Origin of the sequence: Thermomonas sp. (assembly GCF_029945965.1) — a bacterium.
Taxonomy (GTDB): domain Bacteria; phylum Pseudomonadota; class Gammaproteobacteria; order Xanthomonadales; family Xanthomonadaceae; genus Thermomonas.
Genome location: NZ_JAQSDO010000020.1, coordinates 84,411 through 103,888, shown reverse-complemented (window position 1 = coordinate 103,888; position 19,478 = coordinate 84,411). Strand labels below are relative to the sequence as shown.

27 protein-coding genes are annotated in these 19,478 nt (G+C 61.2%); 15 read left to right on the top strand and 12 right to left on the bottom strand.

What is annotated here, in order from left to right:
* Positions 1-27: 27 nt before the first annotated feature.
* The gene (locus tag PSV05_RS13155) at positions 28-540 is read right to left on the bottom strand and encodes a DUF1993 domain-containing protein (protein WP_300065960.1); all 513 of its coding nucleotides are present in this window, start codon (positions 538-540) and stop codon (positions 28-30) included.
* Positions 541-1,178: 638 nt separating this feature from the next.
* Here PSV05_RS13155 and PSV05_RS13150 point away from each other — a divergent pair.
* The 6 genes from PSV05_RS13150 (at position 1,179) to PSV05_RS13125 (ending at position 5,579) form a co-directional block, all read left to right on the top strand.
* Entirely contained in the window at positions 1,179-1,694 is a 516-nt protein-coding gene (locus PSV05_RS13150; RefSeq protein WP_300066984.1) for a fasciclin domain-containing protein, read from the top strand.
* A gap of 133 nt (positions 1,695-1,827) precedes the next feature.
* The gene (locus PSV05_RS13145; RefSeq protein ID WP_300065957.1) at positions 1,828-2,388 is read left to right on the top strand and encodes a DUF1003 domain-containing protein; all 561 of its coding nucleotides are present in this window, start codon (positions 1,828-1,830) and stop codon (positions 2,386-2,388) included.
* Positions 2,389-2,523: 135 nt separating this feature from the next.
* Complete coding sequence (locus PSV05_RS13140; protein WP_300065954.1) at positions 2,524-3,036, top strand: hypothetical protein; 513 nt, start codon at positions 2,524-2,526, stop codon at positions 3,034-3,036.
* A 255-nt stretch (positions 3,037-3,291) separates the two neighbouring features.
* Positions 3,292-4,467, top strand: coding sequence for an erythromycin esterase family protein (locus PSV05_RS13135; protein WP_300065951.1), 1,176 nt, complete (start codon positions 3,292-3,294; stop codon positions 4,465-4,467).
* Between the two features lie 33 nt (positions 4,468-4,500).
* Positions 4,501-4,791 carry a biotin--protein ligase gene (locus tag PSV05_RS13130; RefSeq protein WP_300065949.1) on the top strand — a complete coding sequence of 97 codons (291 nt, stop codon included), beginning with the start codon at positions 4,501-4,503 and terminating at the stop codon, positions 4,789-4,791.
* The gene (locus PSV05_RS13125; RefSeq protein ID WP_300065946.1) at positions 4,788-5,579 is read left to right on the top strand and encodes a biotin/lipoate A/B protein ligase family protein; all 792 of its coding nucleotides are present in this window, start codon (positions 4,788-4,790) and stop codon (positions 5,577-5,579) included. The genes PSV05_RS13130 and PSV05_RS13125 overlap by 4 nt, the downstream gene beginning before the upstream one ends.
* Positions 5,580-5,595: 16 nt before the next feature.
* Here PSV05_RS13125 and PSV05_RS13120 read toward each other — a convergent pair whose 3' ends face one another.
* Positions 5,596-6,141, bottom strand: coding sequence for a lipocalin family protein (locus PSV05_RS13120; protein WP_300065943.1), 546 nt, complete (start codon positions 6,139-6,141; stop codon positions 5,596-5,598).
* Positions 6,142-6,295: 154 nt separating this feature from the next.
* Here PSV05_RS13120 and PSV05_RS13115 point away from each other — a divergent pair, with 154 nt between their 5' ends.
* Positions 6,296-6,793 (top strand): hypothetical protein, encoded by a 498-nt coding sequence (locus PSV05_RS13115; protein ID WP_300065940.1) that lies wholly within the window; start codon positions 6,296-6,298, stop codon positions 6,791-6,793.
* Positions 6,794-6,852: 59 nt separating this feature from the next.
* On the opposite strand, the gene PSV05_RS13110 is transcribed toward PSV05_RS13115, so the two are convergent.
* On the bottom strand, positions 6,853-7,044 hold the full coding sequence (locus PSV05_RS13110; protein ID WP_300065938.1) for a CPXCG motif-containing cysteine-rich protein: 192 nt from the start codon (positions 7,042-7,044) through the stop codon (positions 6,853-6,855).
* Positions 7,045-7,062: 18 nt separating this feature from the next.
* Complete coding sequence (locus PSV05_RS13105) at positions 7,063-7,458, bottom strand: host attachment family protein (protein ID WP_300065936.1); 396 nt, start codon at positions 7,456-7,458, stop codon at positions 7,063-7,065.
* A 227-nt stretch (positions 7,459-7,685) separates the two neighbouring features.
* Between PSV05_RS13105 and PSV05_RS13100 the strand changes: the two genes are divergently transcribed.
* Both PSV05_RS13100 and ltaE read left to right on the top strand, forming a co-directional pair.
* Positions 7,686-9,179, top strand: coding sequence for an aminotransferase class V-fold PLP-dependent enzyme (locus PSV05_RS13100; protein WP_300065935.1), 1,494 nt, complete (start codon positions 7,686-7,688; stop codon positions 9,177-9,179).
* Between the two features lie 130 nt (positions 9,180-9,309).
* Complete coding sequence (ltaE, locus tag PSV05_RS13095; protein WP_300065932.1) at positions 9,310-10,329, top strand: low-specificity L-threonine aldolase; 1,020 nt, start codon at positions 9,310-9,312, stop codon at positions 10,327-10,329.
* A 147-nt stretch (positions 10,330-10,476) separates the two neighbouring features.
* On the opposite strand, the gene PSV05_RS13090 is transcribed toward ltaE, so the two are convergent.
* On the bottom strand, positions 10,477-10,884 hold the full coding sequence (locus PSV05_RS13090; protein WP_300065930.1) for an EF-hand domain-containing protein: 408 nt from the start codon (positions 10,882-10,884) through the stop codon (positions 10,477-10,479).
* A 337-nt stretch (positions 10,885-11,221) separates the two neighbouring features.
* On the opposite strand from PSV05_RS13090, the gene PSV05_RS13085 reads away from it, so the two are divergent.
* From PSV05_RS13085 to PSV05_RS13070, 4 genes are all read left to right on the top strand, one after another.
* Complete coding sequence (locus PSV05_RS13085) at positions 11,222-11,620, top strand: response regulator (RefSeq protein WP_300065927.1); 399 nt, start codon at positions 11,222-11,224, stop codon at positions 11,618-11,620.
* A 143-nt stretch (positions 11,621-11,763) separates the two neighbouring features.
* A complete protein-coding gene (locus tag PSV05_RS13080; protein WP_300065924.1) occupies positions 11,764-12,474 on the top strand; it encodes a hypothetical protein in 711 nt (236 codons plus the stop codon).
* Between the two features lie 134 nt (positions 12,475-12,608).
* Complete coding sequence (locus tag PSV05_RS13075) at positions 12,609-12,917, top strand: glycine zipper 2TM domain-containing protein (RefSeq protein ID WP_300065921.1); 309 nt, start codon at positions 12,609-12,611, stop codon at positions 12,915-12,917.
* A 348-nt stretch (positions 12,918-13,265) separates the two neighbouring features.
* Entirely contained in the window at positions 13,266-13,475 is a 210-nt protein-coding gene (locus PSV05_RS13070; RefSeq protein ID WP_300065917.1) for a cold-shock protein, read from the top strand.
* A gap of 175 nt (positions 13,476-13,650) precedes the next feature.
* Here the strand turns inward: PSV05_RS13070 and PSV05_RS13065 are convergent, their stop codons facing one another.
* Complete coding sequence (locus PSV05_RS13065; RefSeq protein ID WP_300067056.1) at positions 13,651-13,998, bottom strand: hypothetical protein; 348 nt, start codon at positions 13,996-13,998, stop codon at positions 13,651-13,653.
* On the opposite strand from PSV05_RS13065, the gene PSV05_RS13060 reads away from it, so the two are divergent.
* On the top strand, positions 13,892-15,247 hold the full coding sequence (locus PSV05_RS13060) for an APC family permease (RefSeq protein WP_300066981.1): 1,356 nt from the start codon (positions 13,892-13,894) through the stop codon (positions 15,245-15,247). The two genes, PSV05_RS13065 and PSV05_RS13060, sit on opposite strands and share 107 nt — an antisense overlap.
* Before the next feature lie 72 nt (positions 15,248-15,319).
* Here PSV05_RS13060 and PSV05_RS13055 read toward each other — a convergent pair whose 3' ends face one another.
* Positions 15,320-15,712: a VOC family protein gene (locus tag PSV05_RS13055; RefSeq protein WP_300065914.1), complete on the bottom strand. Its 393-nt coding sequence runs from the start codon at positions 15,710-15,712 to the stop codon at positions 15,320-15,322.
* A gap of 260 nt (positions 15,713-15,972) precedes the next feature.
* Positions 15,973-16,164, bottom strand: a complete 192-nt coding sequence (locus PSV05_RS13050) for a CsbD family protein (protein ID WP_300065911.1) — start codon at positions 16,162-16,164, stop codon at positions 15,973-15,975.
* 199 nt (positions 16,165-16,363) lie between these two features.
* On the opposite strand from PSV05_RS13050, the gene PSV05_RS13045 reads away from it, so the two are divergent.
* Positions 16,364-16,645, top strand: coding sequence for a hypothetical protein (locus tag PSV05_RS13045; RefSeq protein ID WP_300065908.1), 282 nt, complete (start codon positions 16,364-16,366; stop codon positions 16,643-16,645).
* 57 nt (positions 16,646-16,702) lie between these two features.
* On the opposite strand, the gene PSV05_RS13040 is transcribed toward PSV05_RS13045, so the two are convergent.
* The 4 genes from PSV05_RS13040 to PSV05_RS13025 form a co-directional block, all read right to left on the bottom strand.
* Positions 16,703-17,161, bottom strand: coding sequence for a hypothetical protein (locus PSV05_RS13040; RefSeq protein WP_300065905.1), 459 nt, complete (start codon positions 17,159-17,161; stop codon positions 16,703-16,705).
* Between the two features lie 104 nt (positions 17,162-17,265).
* The gene (locus tag PSV05_RS13035; protein WP_345782261.1) at positions 17,266-17,619 is read right to left on the bottom strand and encodes an FKBP-type peptidyl-prolyl cis-trans isomerase; all 354 of its coding nucleotides are present in this window, start codon (positions 17,617-17,619) and stop codon (positions 17,266-17,268) included.
* Positions 17,620-17,854: 235 nt separating this feature from the next.
* Complete coding sequence (locus tag PSV05_RS13030) at positions 17,855-18,610, bottom strand: DUF3800 domain-containing protein (protein WP_300065902.1); 756 nt, start codon at positions 18,608-18,610, stop codon at positions 17,855-17,857.
* Positions 18,611-18,665: 55 nt separating this feature from the next.
* Positions 18,666-19,460, bottom strand: coding sequence for an NrdJb (locus PSV05_RS13025; RefSeq protein ID WP_300065900.1), 795 nt, complete (start codon positions 19,458-19,460; stop codon positions 18,666-18,668).
* Positions 19,461-19,478: the final 18 nt, after the last annotated feature.

Genomic DNA, 19,478 nt, shown 5'->3' with positions numbered 1-19,478 from the left:
CGTCGGCGTAACGCACGACTGCGGGAATCAGGCCGGCTTGCCCATGAAATCCAACTTGCCCAGCGCTACCCCGGACTGGCGCAGGATCGCGTAGGTGATGGTGCAGTGGAAAAACAGGTTGGGCACGACATAGTTCAACAGGTAGTCACGCCCACTGAAACGCAGCTCGTCGTCATTGCGCATCTTCAGCACGATCTCACGTGCTTCGCTGCCGTCGACCTGGTCGGCCGCGTAGGCGCCGATGTTGGCGCAGGCAAGATCGATGCGCGCATACAGCCCGGCGAAATCGACCTCCTCATCAGCCACCGATTCCGGCTCGATGCTGGCCAGCCGCGCACACCCGCGCATCGCCATGTCACATGCAATCTGCACCTGCCGCACCAATGGCAGCATGTCGGGTGTCAGCCGCGCTTGCACCAGCAACGTCGGGTCGAAGCCGCGTGCGGTTGCGTGCGCCTCGCCCAGCTGCAACACGTGCTTGAGGTTGGACAGGGTTCGGATGAACACGGGCGCGGAAGCCTGGTGCATGGAAAGGGGCATGGCGATCCTGCAAGTGGAAGGGAACAAGGGAACGAAGTCTAGTCCCTGCGGCGCGGCCCCGCGTCAAGCCTCGACACCATGCTTGCCGCGGCGCATGCATTGCTCAGCCAATACAGGTCGACATCGTGGGCGCAGGCGTGCTGATCAAGCTGGCCGCGCTCGATGGCCACGCGCGCTGGAACGGCGCTTCGCCATTGCTGGCGATATTGGTGATCTGAGCGAGTTGGGCTTGCCGCCTTCCGGGCGGCTTCAACCGCACTGGTGATCGGCAGTGACACCAACTTGGTGTGTCCGCCATCCACATCATGGTGCCTGCAATATTTGCGACGCCCATCGTCCGGCCATTGTTCCAGGCACGTGGCACCGTGCACAGGATGCACACGGAGCTAAACCCCTGCTGAACAAGGGCGCTGATCCAGGCGATGGTTGCATCCGTCTGCGCGGGCGCCGCGTAAGGGACTTGTCACCTAGCCCCACCGCTGCGTGCATGAATCCCTTATCCCACCACGGAGACTCCCATGAAAGCCATTCTTCCGATCGCGATTGCTACTGCACTTGCAATGTCTGCCTGCAGCGCTGCCGAACAGCCCGCTGCCACCACCGCAACACCCGATGCAACCGCATCGGTCGCCGCCGCGATGCCGGCAGATTCGATGACTGCAACGCCTGAAAATCCCATGGTCGGCGGTGCCGCGATGGATGCGAAGAGCAACATCGTCACCAATGCCTCCGCCGCGCCGAACCTGACCACCCTGGTCGCCGCAGTGAAGGCAGCCGGCCTCGTCGAAACCCTGCAGGGTGCAGGCCCGTTCACTGTGTTCGCGCCGACCAATGACGCGTTCGCCAAGCTCCCGGCAGGCGCGGTCGAAGGCTTGCTGAAGCCGGAGATGAAGGACGCACTGGCAGGCGTGCTGACCTACCACGTGGTCGCCGGCAACGTCGATGCGGCCGCGCTGATGGCACAGATCAAGGCGGGCGGCGGCAAGGCCACGCTGACCACCGTGCAGGGCGCGACCCTGACCGCCACCACCGGCGACATGGGCGGCATCACCCTGACCGACGCCAAGGGTGGAACTGCGCACGTCACCACTGCGGACGTGCGTCAGAGCAATGGCATCGTGCACGTCATCGATAGCGTGCTGATGCCGAAGTAAATCCAGCAACAGGCGACCTGGAAACGGGCAGCTTCGGCTGCCCGTTTCTATTTGCGTGCCCGAATGGCGATGCCGCCCGCGCATGCTAGCGTTCGCAGCATTGGGCAACGCCATCCACAACCAAGGAACCATCATGACCGAGTCACGGGTACACGCCTTCGACTTCCGCGCCTCTGCCTTGCGCTTGCTGGGCCCGATGGGTGCCGGCCTGAACGCGGTGTCGCGGCGGGTGGTGGAGCTGGCCAGTTCGCGCCAGGCAATCAACCGCAGCCCCGAGCAGGTGGTCGCGGCCAGCTCGACCTTTGGTCAGCGCGCGGCAGACCAGGTCGCGCACTTCGGTGGCTCGTGGATTTTCATCGGCCTGTTCGCGCTGTTCCTGACCGGATGGGTGGCACTGAACAGCGCCTTCCTGGGCAAGGCTGCACTCGATCCTTATCCGTACATTTTCCTGAACCTGATCCTGTCGATGCTCGCTGCGATCCAGGCCCCGATCATCATGATGAGCCAGAACCGCTTGGCCCAAAGCGACCGGCTGATGGCCAACCACGACTATGCGGTGAACCTCAAGGCGGAGATCGAGATCATGGCCTTGCATGAAAAACTCGATGCCATGCGCACCGATGAACTGCATGCGCAATTGCAGCGCCAGCAGGCGTTTATCGAGGAATTGCTGGTGCTGCAACGCAAGGCTTAAGGCTGCCATTCCAAGCGGGCAATCGGCCATCCCCTTGCGATCAAATCAGCACGAGATCCGTACTGCAGAATCCCCCGATTCGTTGCAATAATGCGTGGGAAAGTTTCGGTCACCTCACTCTCCAGGAAAACACCCATGAACCATGCCACTCTTAACATCGCGTTGGCCGGTCTGCTGTGCCTGTCATTCGCCTCGCTGGCCGCCACTCCCGAGAAAGAGGCCGCAGGCTGGGCCAAATGGGCGGATTTCACTAGTGGTGTGGTGGATGCCACCACGGCCCAGCCGTTCGATGCCCCGGCTATCAAGGCGGCCTGCGATGGCGCAACCGGCGTAGTCACCGGGCAGGGATTCCAGTTCCCGTACTGGGCGCAGAACGTGATGATGGCCTGCCGGGCCTTCAAGATCTTCAAGGACGTTGACCAGAAGACAGAAGCCGGCATCGACAAGGGCAACAAGGACGAATTCTTCTCCGGTAATGCCCGCAAGATCCTCAAGCGCGAGAAGAAAGCCCTGTGCCGCGACGTGGCCAGCATCAGCAAGGAATTGGGCAAGGCGACACCGATCGCAAGCGAGCCGCGTGCACAGCCGCTTGCACTGGAACTCAAGGTGCAGATGGACATGATTGCCGACAAGGCGGAATGCCACTGATTGACCATCGCGACGGTTTGTGGCCGCAGTGCAGCTGGTGCCTGCGGCCATTCGAGATGATCCGCGGGTGGGCAGCGCGCGCAAACCGCTGCTGTCCGTACTGATCCTGGTAGTGGTCGCCTACGCGGGCGTCTGCGTATACCCCGTCCCCATTTTTCTACTCATAACGATGTGTTGTGTCGTGACGTTCGGCACGCGATGCAACCTCCGGCGCAGGCAAGCATCGACCACTATCCATCACCAGTGGCGATTCGAATGAATATGCGTTTGACGGGAGCAAGGCACCTGCTTGGACTCGGCCTGGCGCTGTGTGCTTGCATGGCATCGGCAACCGAAACTCCGACGACACCCAATCAACATCGCGCACTCGACGCCTTGGTCAAGGACGTCTGCGGGAAACAACTCGTGCTGCTGGGCGAGGACGCCAACCACGGCAGCGGCGCGACGTTGGCGTTGAAGATTGAGTTGGTCAAGCGCCTGGTCGAGGAATGCCATTATTCGGCCGTGCTGTTCGAGAGCCAGGTCTACGACTTCATCGACCTGCAGCACGCCATCGATGCCAAAACGGCAACGCCGGCACAGGTGAATGCCACGATTGGCGGCCTTTGGTCGTTCGCGCGCGAAACCGTGCCGCTGGTGGACTTCCTTTATCCACAAGCGATGGCTGGACGCATCACGCTTGGCGGACTGGACCCGCAGGTCGGCGGCGCGACCCAACGCTATAGCCAGCATCGGCTTCCAGGCGTGCTTGCCGGCTATCTAAACGATGCGCGCGGAAAGGATTGCGAAGCCGAGTTTTCGCGCCTGACCAATTGGCAGTACGACGACACCATCCAATTCGACGCGACAACACGCATGCGGCTGCGCAGCTGCATCACCGACATCCAGTCCGGTATCACACAACGCAAGGCCAACGACGCCACGCGCGAAGCCGGCGTCATGACTACCAACCTGCTCCGCTATCTCGACATGTCGGACGGCGATGATTTCAACGTGCGCGACCGCGCGATGTTCGACAACCTTGTCTGGAATCTGTCGCGCTTGCCGAAGGGTGCGAAGACGATCGTGTGGTGCGCGACCGTGCACGCGGTGAAAGGGTCGATGCCGAACAGCATGAACGTATCGATGGGTGCGCTGGTCCACGCGGCATTCAAGGATCGCGCCGCGGCGATCGGCTTTACCGCACTTTCCGGCAGCTTCGGCCGGCCGGGCAAGCCACCAACGATGCTGGAAGCTGCATCGCCAGAATCACTGGAAGGCCGCGTATTCACTGAAACCGGCGACGCCATTCGCTATCTCGACCGCAAGCAGTTGGCCGGCTTCGGCACAGTGGCCGCACGTCCGTTGAACTATCGCAAACCCGAGCCTGCCGCATGGGCGACGCTGCTGGATGGCCTGATCGTGCTGCGGGAAGAACAGCCACAGCATTAAAATGGACGGCAACTGAAATCGATGGAGCCGCCCATGCACGGCGAATACAAAGTTCCAGGCGGGAAACTCGTCGTAGCTGATCTGGATGTGACCGACGGCCGTCTGGCTGACGTCCGCATCAGTGGCGATTTTTTCCTGGAACCCGACGCCGCGTTGGACGCGATCAACCAGGCCTTGTGCGGCCTGCCCGCAGGCAGCAGCGAAGCCGTGTTGACGGCAGCCGTGGAAGGCGCGCTGGATGCAGGCGTCAGCATGTACGGCATCACCCCGGAAGCAGTCGCAGTCGTCGTTCGTCGCGCAGTTGATGCAGGTACAGCGCCATGATCCACGGCGAGATGATCCGCAGCGACTGGCACGACCATGACTGGCAGTTGATCCACACCGGCGCGCAATCGCCCAACCTGCACATGGCGCTGGATGAAGTGCTGACCGAGGAGGTCTCCGCCGGCAGGCGCGCGCCGACCTTGCGGATCTGGGAATGGGCCAATCCGGCGGTGGTGATCGGGCGCTTCCAGTCATTGCGCAATGAAGTCGATGCCGATGCCGCGCGGCGCCACGGGATCGAAGTCGTACGCCGGATCAGCGGCGGCGGCGCGATGTTCATCGAACCGGGTAACACCATCACCTATTCGATATGCGCACCGCTCTCGATGGTGGCCGGCATGTCCTTCCAGGAGGCCTACGCGCACATGGATGCATGGGTGATCCAGGCACTGGCCGCGATGGGCATCAAGGCCTGGTACCAACCGCTCAACGACATCACCTCCGCCAGCGGCAAGATCGCCGGCGCCGCGCAAGCCCGGCGCGGCAAGGCGGTACTCCACCATGTGACCATGGCCTACGACATCGATGCCGCGAAGATGCTGGAGGTGCTGCGCATCGGCCGCGAGAAACTCTCCGACAAGGGCACCACCAGCGCGCAAAAGCGAGTGGACCCGTTACGCAGCCAGACCGGGCTGGCGCGCGCGCAGGTCATCGCTCACTTGATCGATATGTTCCGTCGGCAATATGGCCTGGTAGATGACGCGCTACGGCCCGAAGAACTCGAGCGTGCACACGCGCTGGCAATCAGCAAGTTCGCCACTGCCGACTGGGTCGGCGTAGTGCCTTGAGCGTGACGGCTGCGCGTCAGTCCAGCGGCGCCGCAATGACGAGATTCTGGACCGGATAACCACGCTGTGCAGCGCGTGCACGAATGTCATCAAACAGTTTTCGATCCATCGATGGCGCGCGCGACAGGATCCACAGGTATTTGTGGCTTGGCCCGCCAACGACGGCCCACTGGTACCCCTGATCCAGTTCCACCACCCAGTAGTCCGCCCACACCATCGGAACCCAAGCCAGCCAATCGGGCGCGAAGCGCACCTTCAGCCGACCCGGATGGTCTTCCACCGCGCGTGCAGTGCCTTCCGACGCAATGCGCTTGCCGCTCTTGTTCTCACATGCGTTCAGCACGCCGATGGTGCCATCCGGTTTTTGCGAATACGTCGCCGTAATATTCGCCACACACTTGCGTTGGAAGAACATCGGCAAGTGCGCAATCTCGTGCCACTGCCCGCTGTAGTGCTGAAGGTCTAGCGTAGGCACTGAATCGTTAGCAAGAGTGGCGTCTTGGGCATTGGCAGAAGGTGCGGCCATGCCAAGTGCCATCAGGAGGGAAAGCTTTCGCAACATTGCATCGTTCCAATAAGGGATGCGATGACTATCCAGATGGAGTGTGGCCGCGAGGTGAAAACGCTTCTTGCGCCGCTTGCATTGCAGCGATCACGAATGCATCACCGTTTACGGACGACCCTGCAAGAACATCGATCAGTCAGAAGGAACTCGAATGAAGACTCGCCATGTCTACAGCACACCCGATCTCACAACGGTTGCCAACGCAATGGCCGCTGCACGCGGTGCCGGCATTGAAGACACCGACCTGTTGCTGGTGGCGCGATCGGATATTGAACTGGAATCCATTCCAGACGCCCGCAAGCAGGCTGACACTGACATGATGCCGGCGGCCGTGCGTGGCGCAGGGTATGGAGGGGCAGCTGGCTTGCTGGCAGGGCTGGTGGCGGTTGCTGTGCCCGCTGTAGGCATCACCTTGGCTGGCGCTGCAGCAGTCGGCTTTGCTGGGGCAATGCTGGGTACCTGGACCTCCGCGCTGATGGGCTCCAGTCTCCCAGATCCGATTCGGGTCAAGTTTGAAGATGAAATCGAAGCAGGACGCATCCTGCTTTTGGTCGATGGCAGCGAGGAGGAATTAGCCATTGCCGGGCCCGCGATCCTGCACGCTGGTGCAACTTCACTGCCATTCGATTCCTTGGCAATCATGAGCTGATGAATGGGCGCGCGCAGCTGCGTGCGTCCATTCAAGATCAAGCCGCATCGTCTTCCAGATCAAGCATCGTCCTGTGACTGCACGGACACACACGTATCTCCATCGGCATCCACGTCCAGCATCACCGTGATTGGGCGACAGCAGACATGGCAGTCCTCGATGTAGCGCTGCGAGCCCGCGCTGGCGTCCAGCATCAGGCTGATCAACTCGCCGCAGTACGGGCATTCAACGTCCTGCATGTCGAGCAACATGATCGCCTCCTGCCCGGCTCAGCCGAGTGTGCGTTCGATATCCGCAAGCGGCGAATTGGTCAGGTCCTTGGCCAGTTCGCCATGCATCCGCGCAACCGTCTCCTTGTGTAGCTGCGGGCGCATCTGGCCCAGCGTCTGCGGATCGGCCACCAGCACCAGGTGCGCGTAGGCATTGGTCAACGCGCCGTGGTTGAGGCGATGCGCCAGTTGCTTGGCGAAGGTTGCCTCATCGGTCTGCTGGCCGGTCTGCTCCGGCGGCGCGGAACCCGACGGGCCATCGTCATTGATGTCCTGCGGCGTGATGTGCTCCTGCTGTTTCAGCGACAACTTGTAGTCGGTGCCCACGTTGCGGAATACGCGTGCGCCTTCTCCATCGGCTACCACCACCATTGCATCGGCGGGAATCTTGTTCATTCGTTTGTCTCCTCGATCGTGGGAAAGGCCTCGTCGCGAAGCGGACGTGGCAGCTACTTCCAGTCTAGGCAGCGCCGCGTGATGCGCGTGGCAACTTCAGGAAACAAGGGCCCGAGTTGATCGGTGTGGCGCCTTGAGCACCCACTTTTTTGCCTGTTTTGGCTGTCTCGAGTCAACCCTACTTTGCTATCGTGAGCCCTTTCCCCATCAGGGGGAGGAGACCGTCAGTGGATTCCCTGGAACACTACTTCGCCCCGTTCCGCGCCAACACTGTCGGTAACGAGCAGACCTTCCGCTCGCCGTATGGCGAGCAGCGCATCGTGTACACCGACTGGACTGCGAGCGGCCGCCTCTACCGTCCCATCGAAGAACTGCTGCTGGAACGCTTCGGCCCGTACGTGGGCAACACGCATTCGGAGAGCAGCGAAACCGGCCGTGCAATGACGCTCGCGTACCACGAGGCACATCGCATCCTCAAGACGCATGCCAACGCGGGCCCCAACGATCTGATCATCACCGCCGGCACCGGCATGACCGGCGTGATCAACAAATTCCAGCGCATCCTCGGCCTCAAGGCACCGCAGGGCCTGCGGCGCTTCCTGGACATCGCCGAGGCGGAACGTCCGGTGGTGTTCATCACCCACATGGAGCACCACTCCAACCAGACCTCGTGGTACGAGACCATTGCCGAAGTGGTGGTGGTGCCGCCTGATGAGCAGGGCCTGGTGGATCTGGCGGCGCTGGAGGCGCTGCTGCACGCGTATCGCGTTCGCCCGCTGAAAATCGGCGCTTTCAGCGCCTGTTCGAACGTCACCGGCGTATGCACGCCGTATCACGCGATGGCACGGCTGATGCATCAGGCCGGCGGCGTAGCGTTCATCGACTTCGCAGCGTCGGCCCCGTATGTGGAGATCGACATGCATCCGGCCGATCCCGAGGAGCGCCTCGACGCGGTGTTGTGGTCGCCGCACAAGTTCCTCGGCGGACCGGGCTCGTCGGGCGCGCTGATCTTCAACCGCAACCTCTACAGCAACACCGTTCCCGATGATTCCGGTGGCGGCACCGTGAACTGGACCAACCCGTGGGGCGAGTACTCCTTTCTTGATGACATCGAAGCCCGCGAGGACGCCGGCACGCCAGGGTTCCTGCAGACGATCAAGGCTGCCTTGGCAACACGACTGAAAGAGCAGATGGGCGTGGACGCCATGCGCCAGCGCGAACAGGAGATCGTTCCGTATGTGATGGATGCGTTACAGGCGGTTCCAGGCCTGCACGTGCTGGCGCGCAAACAGCGTGATCGCCTGGCGATCTTCTCGTTCTACGTGACCGGAATTCATTACAACCTGTTCGTGCAACTGCTCAACGACCGCTTCGGCGTGCAGGCACGCGGCGGCTGTTCCTGCGCCGGCACCTACGGCCACTACCTGCTGCACGTCGATCCGACCCTATCGCACTCAATCACCGATCGCATCGACCAAGGCGACCTGACGGACAAGCCGGGCTGGGTACGGATTTCCTTCCATCCCAGCACCACGATGGCCGACATCGACCACGCGCTCAATGCCGTGCGAGAGATCGTCGAACATATCGACGCTTGGGCGAAGGAATACGCGTACTCGCCGGTCACCAATGAGTTCACGTGGTGCGGTGGCGACAGCGGCGAAGCGCTGGCCCGCGTCAAGGGATGGTTCCAGTTGGTAGCGCCAGGACCAGCTGCGTAGTACGAGCAGCATAGGAAAACGGCCAAGCGATCACATCAAATGGACATTTACTCCGGCGCTTTTTGCGGGAAGTATTGGAGCCTGCGGCGGTGACCGCTCGCAGGTTCCGCCATGGTGCGAAGGGATGAAAATGAATGTGATCGATCTGCGCAGCGATACGGTGACGCAACCGACCGCCGCGATGCGTGCGGTGATGCTGGAAGCCCCGGTCGGGGACGATGTCTACGGCGAGGATCCCACGGTCAATGCGCTGCAGCAGCGGCTGGCGGACGAGCTGGGTTTCGATGCCGGGCTGTTCGTGCCCACCGGCACCCAGTCCAACCTGCTGGCGCTGCTGGCGCACTGTGAGCGCGGCGACGAATACCTGGTGGGCATGGACGCGCACACCTACAAATTTGAAGGTGGCGGCGCGGCGGTGCTTGGCTCGATCCAGCCGCAGCCCATCGTGCAGGCCGATGATGGCTCACTGCCGCTGGAAAGCATTGCCTCGGCGATCAAGCCAGATGATCCGCACTTCGCGCGCACCCGCCTGCTGGCGCTGGAGAACACGTGGCATGGCCGCACGCTGCCGCTGGATTACCTGCGCAGCGCGCACGACCTGGCGCGTTCGCACGGGTTGGGCATGCATCTGGACGGGGCGCGCCTGTTCAACGCCGCGGTGGCGTGCAAGGTAACCGCGCGCGAGATCACCCGCCATTTCGATACGGTATCGATATGCCTGTCCAAGGGCCTGGGTGCACCGGTTGGCTCAGTGCTACTTGGCTCGCATGCGCTGATCGACAAGGCGCGACGCTGGCGCAAGGTGTGCGGCGGTGGCTGGCGCCAGGCCGGCATCCTCGCTGCAGCGGGCCTGCATGCACTGGACCATCATGTGGCACGACTGGCCCAGGATCATGATCGCGCGGCCACGCTTGCCGGCAGCCTGCGCGGGATCGCCGGCATCGACCTGCTCGGCCAACACACCAATATGGTGTTCATCAACGTGCCGGCCGATCGCCTGCGCGCACTGGACGCGCATCTTGGCGAGGCGGGTATCCGCATCAGTATTGGTTATCTGCCGACATTGCGGCTGGTGACCCATCTTGACGTTGACGATGACGGCATCGAGCGCACTGCGGCCGCGTTTGCAGGGTTTTTCGACAACAAGTGAGCTGCGCCCCAGCTCATGAAAAAGGGGCAGAGGACAATGACCGCCATGTTGCAACTTGATGCTACGGATTAGAGACGACTGTTTCTGACTCTTTTGCGGCATCACCAGCAAGGACGGAATCCGCATCGCGGATTCCGTCCAATTGCATCAATTGGCAGGCGCTGCTGCCATGTCGGCGCGGTGCTTGATGATCTCGGCTTCGGACAATTTGCCGTCGCCGTCGGCGTCTGCCACCGCAAAATGCTGGTGGAGCATTTCCGTGTCCATCATCTCATCCTTGGTGACGCTGCCGTCGTGGTTCTTGTCCATGTCCGCGAATGACATCTCGCTGCCCATGGCCGCCATGTCGTGGCCGGGCATGGTGCCGGCGGGCATGTTCGCCGCCGGCATGGGGTCTGCCGGCGTCGATGCAGGCGGTATTGCGTCCGCGGGGGCCGCCGGAGTAGTGGTGGCGACCGGGGCGACGGTATCGTCGGCATCGTGGTCTTTGCAGCCGGAAAGCACGGCCAATCCGGGAATGAGTACGGCAAGCAGCACCGCATGTTTGTTGATCATCGGAATTCTCCAGTAGTCGGTGGGCGAAATGCCCGCTTGGGAGGCAAGCAACCGCCACTGGGCGGTCACCCTGATACCTCTGGCCGCGAGGGTTTCAGCCCCCACGTAATGGGATCGTGATGAATCCGCTGCCTTGTCCGACCCTGGATGGCATGTGCCTGGCTTCAGACCGATATTCGAGTCCGGGAGTTCATGCGACGTCGCACGGAATCTTTGGCAAGACTTGCCAACCAATTCGCCGAAAACACCTTTGCAATGAAACATTCAGCTTGATGTTCACGCAGGCATATGCCTGCCTCATGGACGATCATGACTTACCTCGGAGCAAGGACTCCCAATGGCCAGCACTATCCTCATCGTTGATGACGAGCATGGCCTCTGCCAGATGATGGCTCAGATGCTGACCGAGGCAGGTTTCGAGGCACGCAGTGCAGGCAGTGGCCGCGAGGCGCTCGCCGATATCCAGGCCAATCCACCAGACCTTGTGCTGCTGGACGCGAACATGCCGGAGCTTGATGGTTTCGAAGTCGCCGCGCTGCTGAAGTCCGACCCGACCACGGCGACCATACCGATCATCATGGTGTCGGCCAACGAAGGACGTGGCGCGCGCCTGATCGGGCTTGAAAGCGGTGCAGAGGACTACCTTGCCAAACCGGTGGACCCAGCCGAACTGCTCGCCAAGATCCGCAACCTGTTGCTGCTACGGCAGCGCACGCTGCATGTGGCGATGCACTGACAGGGAAGTTGTCCCTGGCACCATTTTTTAGCATTTTTCATCGACCCCTGGTCAGGCTACCGTTTTCAGCCAAACCGTGGCCGCATCCGGATCTTGGGGACGTTCCCTGTTCAACGGCAATCACCGTCACAGGAGCGACTCGCATGTCCATCTCCACTCGTCCGCAACGCGGCGCCGACCGCCCGCTATACCGTTGGGCGCCACTAGTCGCTGTCGCTATCGTGTTCGCCGGGTTTGCCAAGACCTTCTACCTCAAGCAGGTCTTCGGGGCGCCGCCACTATCCGCGCTTCTCATCCTGCATGGCGTGTTGATGACGACGTGGTTTGTCCTGTTCATTGTGCAGACGCGACTTGTCGCCGCCAGGCGCACCGACCTGCATCGGCGCCTGGGAGTCGTCGGGGCATTGCTGGCGCTGGCGATCCTGATCGTCGGCCCGACGGTTGCTGTCACCGCCGCCAAACTGGGCCACACACCCGGCCCGCCGCCGCTCGTGTTCCTGGTGGTTCCATTGGGCGACATGGTGGTATTCGCGCTGCTGGTCGGCTCCGCGCTCCTGTTCAGGCGTCGCAGCGACGTTCACAAGCGCCTGATGCTGTTGTCCTTCGTCGGCCTGCTGACGGCCGCGATCGCCCGCCTACCGGTGGAAGCCTGGCGCCAGGCCGGCATCGTGGCCTACTTCAGCACGACGATCCTGCTGGTGCTCATGTGCGTTGGCTACGACACCATCAAACACCGCAGGCTGCACCCGGCCTTCGCCTGGGGCGCCGGCCTGATCATCCTGTCCTGGCCGCTGCGCCTGGCATTGACGACCACCGCTACATGGATGGCCTTCGCCACGTGGCTGACGAGTTGATCACCACACTGAGTGTTCCCGGCCCCCTGTTTTTGATGACTGGTCCCTGACTGACGGAACTCCGCTTGATGCCGCATTCACGCGCGGCCGAACTTGCGGCGCGTACATTCCAAGTCTCCTACGGAGATAACATCATGCAGCGCACCTCCCTGACTCTCGCCGCCCTGGTCCTGTCCAGCCTGATGCTTGTCCCTACCGCACAGGCGGCCACCAAGTGCCACAACGAAACCGTTTACCGCACCCGTGAGCTCAAGGATCCGCATCGCGTCACCGGCACCCTGATCGGTGCCGTCGCTGGTGGTCTGATCGGCAACCAGATCGGTGGCGGCAAGGGCAAGGAACTCGCCACCATTGGCGGCGCGGTTGCCGGCGGTGTTGCCGGCCACAAGATCCAACGCCATCGCCAGGAGCGCTACAAGACGGTGATCCGCGTCTGCAAGTGAGCTTCGGCAGGCCTTGAAAGCTGCCTAAGTCGAGTCAAGAAAGGACCGGGAATACCGGCTCTTTCTTGAGACATGGAAACGGGAAACGGAGCTCGAGTCAAAGGAAAAGTCGACCCTGACCCCTGTTTTTCACACGATAGCGCTCGAAAGTGCGGTAAAGTGCGTGCACTGTTCAAAGCGGGATCACGGTACATCGTGGCTCCGATGCGGTAGATCAACAGGTTACAAGGTCGAAGACGGCCTCTCCAGACGATCCGCTCCATCGCTTCGCGTTACCCCTAGCTCGATACAGTCCCGGTACCGCATTACGCGGGCCGTGTTTCCTCAACTGTTCCAAGGAGTAACAACATGTCTGATCGTCAAACCGGCACCGTTAAGTGGTTCAACGACGCCAAGGGCTTCGGCTTCATCACCCCGGAAAGCGGCGACGACCTCTTCGTCCATTTCCGTTCGATCCAGGGCGACGGCTTCAAGTCGCTGCAGGAAGGCCAAAAGGTCTCGTTCAAGGTTGCGCAGGGCCAGAAGGGCCTGCAGGCTGAAGAAGTGCAGGCTGCCTAAGCCTTCATCGACGCTTGTACCGCGTCAGCAATACCAGGACCCCGGGCGGCAACGCCCGGGGTCTTTTGCTTTGGGGCATCAGCATGCAGAAGAAAAAGGGCCAGAGCTGACTGCCGTATGCTAAGTGCAGCGACCGCCGCTGCGCGCGCAGCAACATTCATCCGCGCTGCGAGTTCTACATTCTCAGCTCGACCGGGAGCACCGACGATCCGGCGGTAATGCTCTGCCGTCGCGGCCCGTCATCCAGTGGCTTGAGCAGGCGATGTTTCTGCTTGCCGCGAACAATTCCGCCAAGCGCCACCCCTCTCTCACTCGGAGCGCCCATGAACAACAACGGATCTGTGTCGGCCATCGCAAGGCCCGAATTGAAGCGCGGGCTGCATCGGCTGGGTTTCTTTGCGCTGGCGTTCGGGTCGATGATCGGAGTCGGCTGGGTGACATCCATTGGTTCATGGCTGTCACAGGCCGGACCGGGCGGCGCAATGCTGGCCTTCCTTGTCGGCGGCGCAGTGATGCTCTGCATCGGCCTGTGCTACGCCGAACTGACGCCGATGCTGCCGGTGGCTGGCGGTGAAGTCGCTTACGCCTACAAGGCCTTCGGCAGCTTCAAGGCGTTCCTGGTCGGCTGGGCACTGGCGCTGGGCTACGTCAGCATTTCCGGATTCGAGGCGGTGTCGATCGGTCGCGTACTGAGCTTCCTGATTCCCGGCATTGATCGTTGGCCGCTGTATGAGTTTGACGGGTCCACGGTTTTTGCCAGCCATGTCCTGCTCGGGCTGCTTTGCACCGCGGGCATCACCTGGGTGAACTGGATCGGCGCCCGTTCGGCTGCGCGGCTGCAGATCTGGCTGACGGTCGCCTTTGTCGGTGTGACGCTTGCGTTTGTGGTCGTCGGCCTGGCGAAAGGCACCGCCGAGAATCTGCAGCCCCTGTTTGTCGCCAAACCCGGCGTCGGCGTCTGGGCGGGCCTGCTGGCGGTGGTGGTCACCATTCCGTTCTGGTTTGTCGGGTTCGACACCATTCCGCAGGGCGCAGAAGAAGCCTCGGTGGACGTCGCGCCACGCGCGTTCGCCTGGCTGATCATCGGTTCGATTCTCTCCGCCACCGCCTTCTACGTGCTGGTGATTCTGAGTGTTTCGATGGTCGGTCCGTGGGCCAGTATAGTTGGCGCCGATCTGCCGGCGGCGCGCGCGTTCGAACACGCCTTCAGCACGCCATGGCTGCGTGATCTGGTACTGGTGGCAGCGCTGCTGGGGCTCTTCACCAGCTGGAATGGATTCTTCCTTGCCGGGTCGCGGGTGGTTTTTGCGCTCGGCCGTGGACGCCTCATCCCCGCGTCACTCGGCGCTACCCATCCGCGGCACGGCACCCCGCATCGCGCCGTCCTGCTGGTCGGTGGGCTGACCATGCTGGCGCCGCTGCTGGGTCGCAACGCCCTGCTGCCGCTGGTCAATGCCGGCTCGTTCTTCATTGCCTCGGCCTTTCTTGGCGTTTCGCTATCGCTGATCCGCCTGCGCCGCGACTTTCCCGATTTGCCGCGACCCTACCGCCTCGCAGGCGGCAACGTCGTGCCCGTCCTTGCCGTCGCTGGCTCTTTGTCGATGCTGGCCGCCATGGTCATTCCCGGCAGCCCCGCCGCTTTGACCTGGCCGCAGGACGTCAGCGTGCTGCTTTTGATGGTCGCCCTCGGCGGCGGTCTCTGGCTGGCCGCCACGAAGGCGCGTCACTCGATCAGCGAGCGCGAAAGAGACCGCCTGATCCTGGACCAGTGAAGTACGCCCCCAACAGAGGGACGGATGGAATCAAGCTGCCTTGATTCCCCCCATTCCCTTGTTTGGACTGAGTTACTTCGGCCGGTAAACCGCACAGAGCTTGTTGCCGTCGGGATCGCGCACGTAGGCCAGGTAGAGGCTGCCCAGGTCACCAGTGCGCAGACCTGGCGGATCCTCGATGGATGTGCCGCCGGACGCGACCGCCACATCGTGGAATTGCTTGGCCTGCTCGGCCGACGCGCACTTGAAGCCGATCGTGGCGCCATTGGCGCACGTGGCCGATCCGCCATCGATTGGCTCGGCGATGCCGAACGTGTTGCCGTCGTGGCGATAGAACATCCGCATGTGGCCGCTGGGCGAGCGGTTCTTGAGTGCCCCGCCGCAACCCAGGACGCCAAGCACCGCGTCGTAGAATTTTTCAGAACGCTCGAGGTCGTTGGTGCCGACCATGATGTGATTGAACATGTGTTTGGGTCCTGTTGGATGAAGAACACGTTGAAGTGAGCGGGTGGGTCTGGAAGGCTCTTTGACGTCGTATGGCAGCAAATGTACATGACCGGAAAACATGGCCCCGAGTGGACTCTTGAGCATCGCGATACCAACACGGATGCTAATTTGAAAAGTCCATCCTGACTCCTATTTTTTTCCTGGATCATCACCATGCGCCCCGAAAAAGGAAGGGCCGCGCTAATTGCGCGGCCCTTCCTTCGAGGTTGATGTCTGGCTTACGAGCGACGCTTCTTGTTTTCTGCCCGCAGGTTGTCGGCGGCCTTGCCGACGGTCTTTTGCACCTTGCCCGCGTTTTTCTCGATATTGCCGGCGACTTGCTTGCCGAGGTTGCCCGTGACCTTGCCTACGCCTTCCTTGATGGCGCCCTTGATTTCGTGCTTGGTGCCTTCGCTGCGATTCTTGTCCATGCGTGCTCTACCGGGTTGTCGACTGCAAACTTGCAGACAACAACCGTCTTAGCCCCGTAGCTGTGCGAGCGACGTGATGGGTGCGTGCGCTGTTTATCCTTCAGTAACATCCCCTTTTCCAGGCGCCGTCACGCGGGCTGCACCGAGGTTGGCGCAGCGTGGGGACGCTCCCATCGGAAACGGAGGCATAGACAACATAATGCAGGATCGTCCCACCGCCGATGCGCAACTCGAAGCCCAGCTGGCGGCCCTGGAGTTGGAGATGCCGAGCCTGCAGTTGCGTGCCGGTAGCGTGTTCGCGCTCGCGAGCGCATGGGCGCAGCGTCATGACGCCATCGTCGCCGCTACACCGGCCGGATTGCTTGGCAAGATGGAAGTGCGCTTGCGTCGAATCGGAATCCGCTGGGGCATGATGGACGGCACGCGCATGACCGGGCAGTTCCCTGTGCTGCCGCCGCGGGGTCCCGGCGACGCGTCATAGCGAATGGCATAAAAGCAGAGGCTGAAAAATCCGGAAAAATGGTCCGACGATTGCGAGTCAATCCCGGCAATACCCCTCACCCGGCTTGACCGTCAGGCATTGTTTTTTGCCGGCGAGGTATTTCAAGCCGGTCGCATTGCCGTTGGTATGCACAGCGTTTTCCGCGACGCCGCCCCGCATGAAATGCAGGCCTTCGGCGGTGACAGTTCCATCGAACGTGCCCTTGTTGTCGAGATCCCATTGCATTTCGAGCGTCACGCCGCCGTCAGGCTTTGCGGCGACGACCAGATACATGCCCTCGACCCCGGTCCAGCGGCCGAGATAGTCGGCTTCGGTACTGGCGGCATCGGTCGTGGCTGGAGTTGTGGCGTGAGTGGCGTTGGCATCTGCATCGTTGCCTGCCGGCACCGTTTCCACTGCGCTCGTTTCGGCCGACGCAGGAGTGTTTGCGGCAGGCTGGGGATCAGAACAAGCGGCCAGCGTCGCGGCAGCGAGGATAAGGACGAGAGTCTTCAAAAATAGTCTCCTTAAAGGTGTTGAATATGGGCAAAAGGGGGACGGAGGGAAATAAGACACCTTAATTCCCTCCGCCCTCTTTTTTTATTCCGTTTTTCTCGCACTCAAGCCCCCAAAAGTTCGACTTCGAACTTGAGCGTGGCATTCGGCGGGATGACACCACCGGCGCCGCGTGCACCGTAGCCAAGGTTGGCGGGGATGATCAGCGTGCGTTGGCCGCCTTCCTTCATGCCCTGCACGCCCTCATCCCAGCCCTTGATGACCATGCCGCCACCAAGCGGAAAGATGAAGGGTTCGCCGCGATCCTTGCTGGAATCGAATTTCTCGCCCTGCTCGCCGTTATCAAACAGCCAGCCGGTGTAATGCACGGTGACGTTGCGGCCAGGCTGTGTCTCGGCGCCGGTGCCAACGACGGTGTCTTCAAACTGCAGGCCGGAGGCTGTGGTGGTGAACGCCATGGGATGTTCCTTATGGGGGCTTGGAATTTTCGTAGCTGGCAGTTTAGCGATCGCGGATCCAGGCTGCTTCTCTCAAGAAAGTCGACTCTGACCCCATGTTTTGTGTTTTGGGCTGTGGATAACCCTGTGCATAATTTGTTGACTCTTCCCGTCGAGTCTGGCACCATGAATTTGGATCTAACCGGCGGCTCGTCCGCTCATTAGGATCCACCCGGGCGCCGAGAGGCGCCCTTTTTTATAAGCGCACAATCCCATGAGGATCTCGGGGACAAGCCACTTTACAAAGTACAGGTTCTATCCTCGCGAAGTAGTTCGCGCCTCCGCTCTGACGCATGTACTTGTTCGGAGCGAATTTTTGGTAGAGCAAAAATGCGCATAAATCTGCAGCCTGCACCATGAGCGAATGGCGGGAATCTCTGTAAACAGGGTCTTCAATGACCTTCTTTAAATGAATGTTTCGGTACCCAGCGCCCGCCAGCTGACTCGGAATAGGGTTATGCCGTCGCATGCGCCGGAGCAAACCCGTTAATTGTTTAGAAGGTTGCCCATCAGCGAAAACCATACCCCTTTCATCGGGATTGTTTGGACCTGGGAAGTTCCGATGGATGATCGTATTTTCGAAGCGCTGGATCAGCGCCTGCCAAGCTTTATCGAAAACGTCGTAGTCATCAGGCTTGCCTGCTTTATCTACGACTATATTTATGACGCTAATCTCTTGAAGTCGTGCAATTTCATCAGCGAAATGGCGCAGGATTGTCAGTCGATCATGTCGCGCAATACGTTTTAGATCTGCCGGCTTATTGATGAAGCGGGCTGCGTGAATTTCTTCTCGCAATTTGAGCCCAAAGCTAGTTCGCATGCGCCGCCTAAAATCGATCAAAGCGTCCAATGTCGCTAGCCAAGTTAATTCATGTATCACGAGCCCGGAGAGTACGAAGTGGCGGCTTGGCGAGTTGATCATGCCAGGGTCACCACTTTCGTCTACGTACATCAAATACATTCATTCACAAGTGCGGAGGGAACATCGCAAGTAGTGGGGAGACAACTCACCCGCACTTCGAATACCCACAGTTCAAGCACGTCGCGCAGCCGTCCATCAGGACCAGCGCCTTGGTGCTGCACTTGTGGCACATGGTCGCGGTGGGCGGGAAGCTGGCGCCGTCGCCGGTGACTTCGATGTCTTCTTCGTGACCGCTACCGGTGGCAGCGGCGGCAGGCGCTTTGCTTATCTCAGGCTTTTTTTTTGAGCGCTGGTGGGTGTCGTAGGCGCGGCGCTTTTCGACGATCAGGGCGCGGTTCTCGGCGCTCATTTCCGGGTCGTGCAGCATGCCGATCGACTTCAGGTGGTCTTCGATGATCATGCCGAGTTCGGCGACCAGCGACGGCATGTACACGCCACCGGCCTTGAAGTAGCCGCCCTTGGGATCGAACACGGCCTTCATTTCCTCGACCAGGAAGGTCACGTCGCCGCCCTTGCGGAACACGGCGGACATGATCCGGGTCAGCGCGACGATCCACTGGAAGTGGTCCATCGACTTGGAGTTGATGAAGATCTCGAACGGGCGGCGATGCTCGTGGTCGGTGCCGGCATTGAGCACGATGTCGTTGATGGTCACGTACATGGCGTGTTCGACCAGCGGCGACTTGATCTTGTAGGTGGAACCGATCAGCACTTCCGGGCGCTCGATGCGCTCGTGCATCTGGATGACGTCGGCGCCCTTGGCCAGTTCGGCCTCGGCGGCTTCGCGGGTGACGGCTGCGGCCTTGACGGCTTCCTTCGCCTTGTCCTCGGGGGTGACGACGGTATAGCCCTTGATTTTCTTGTCGATCCTGACGGCCATGTGGTTTCCGGTGCTGTG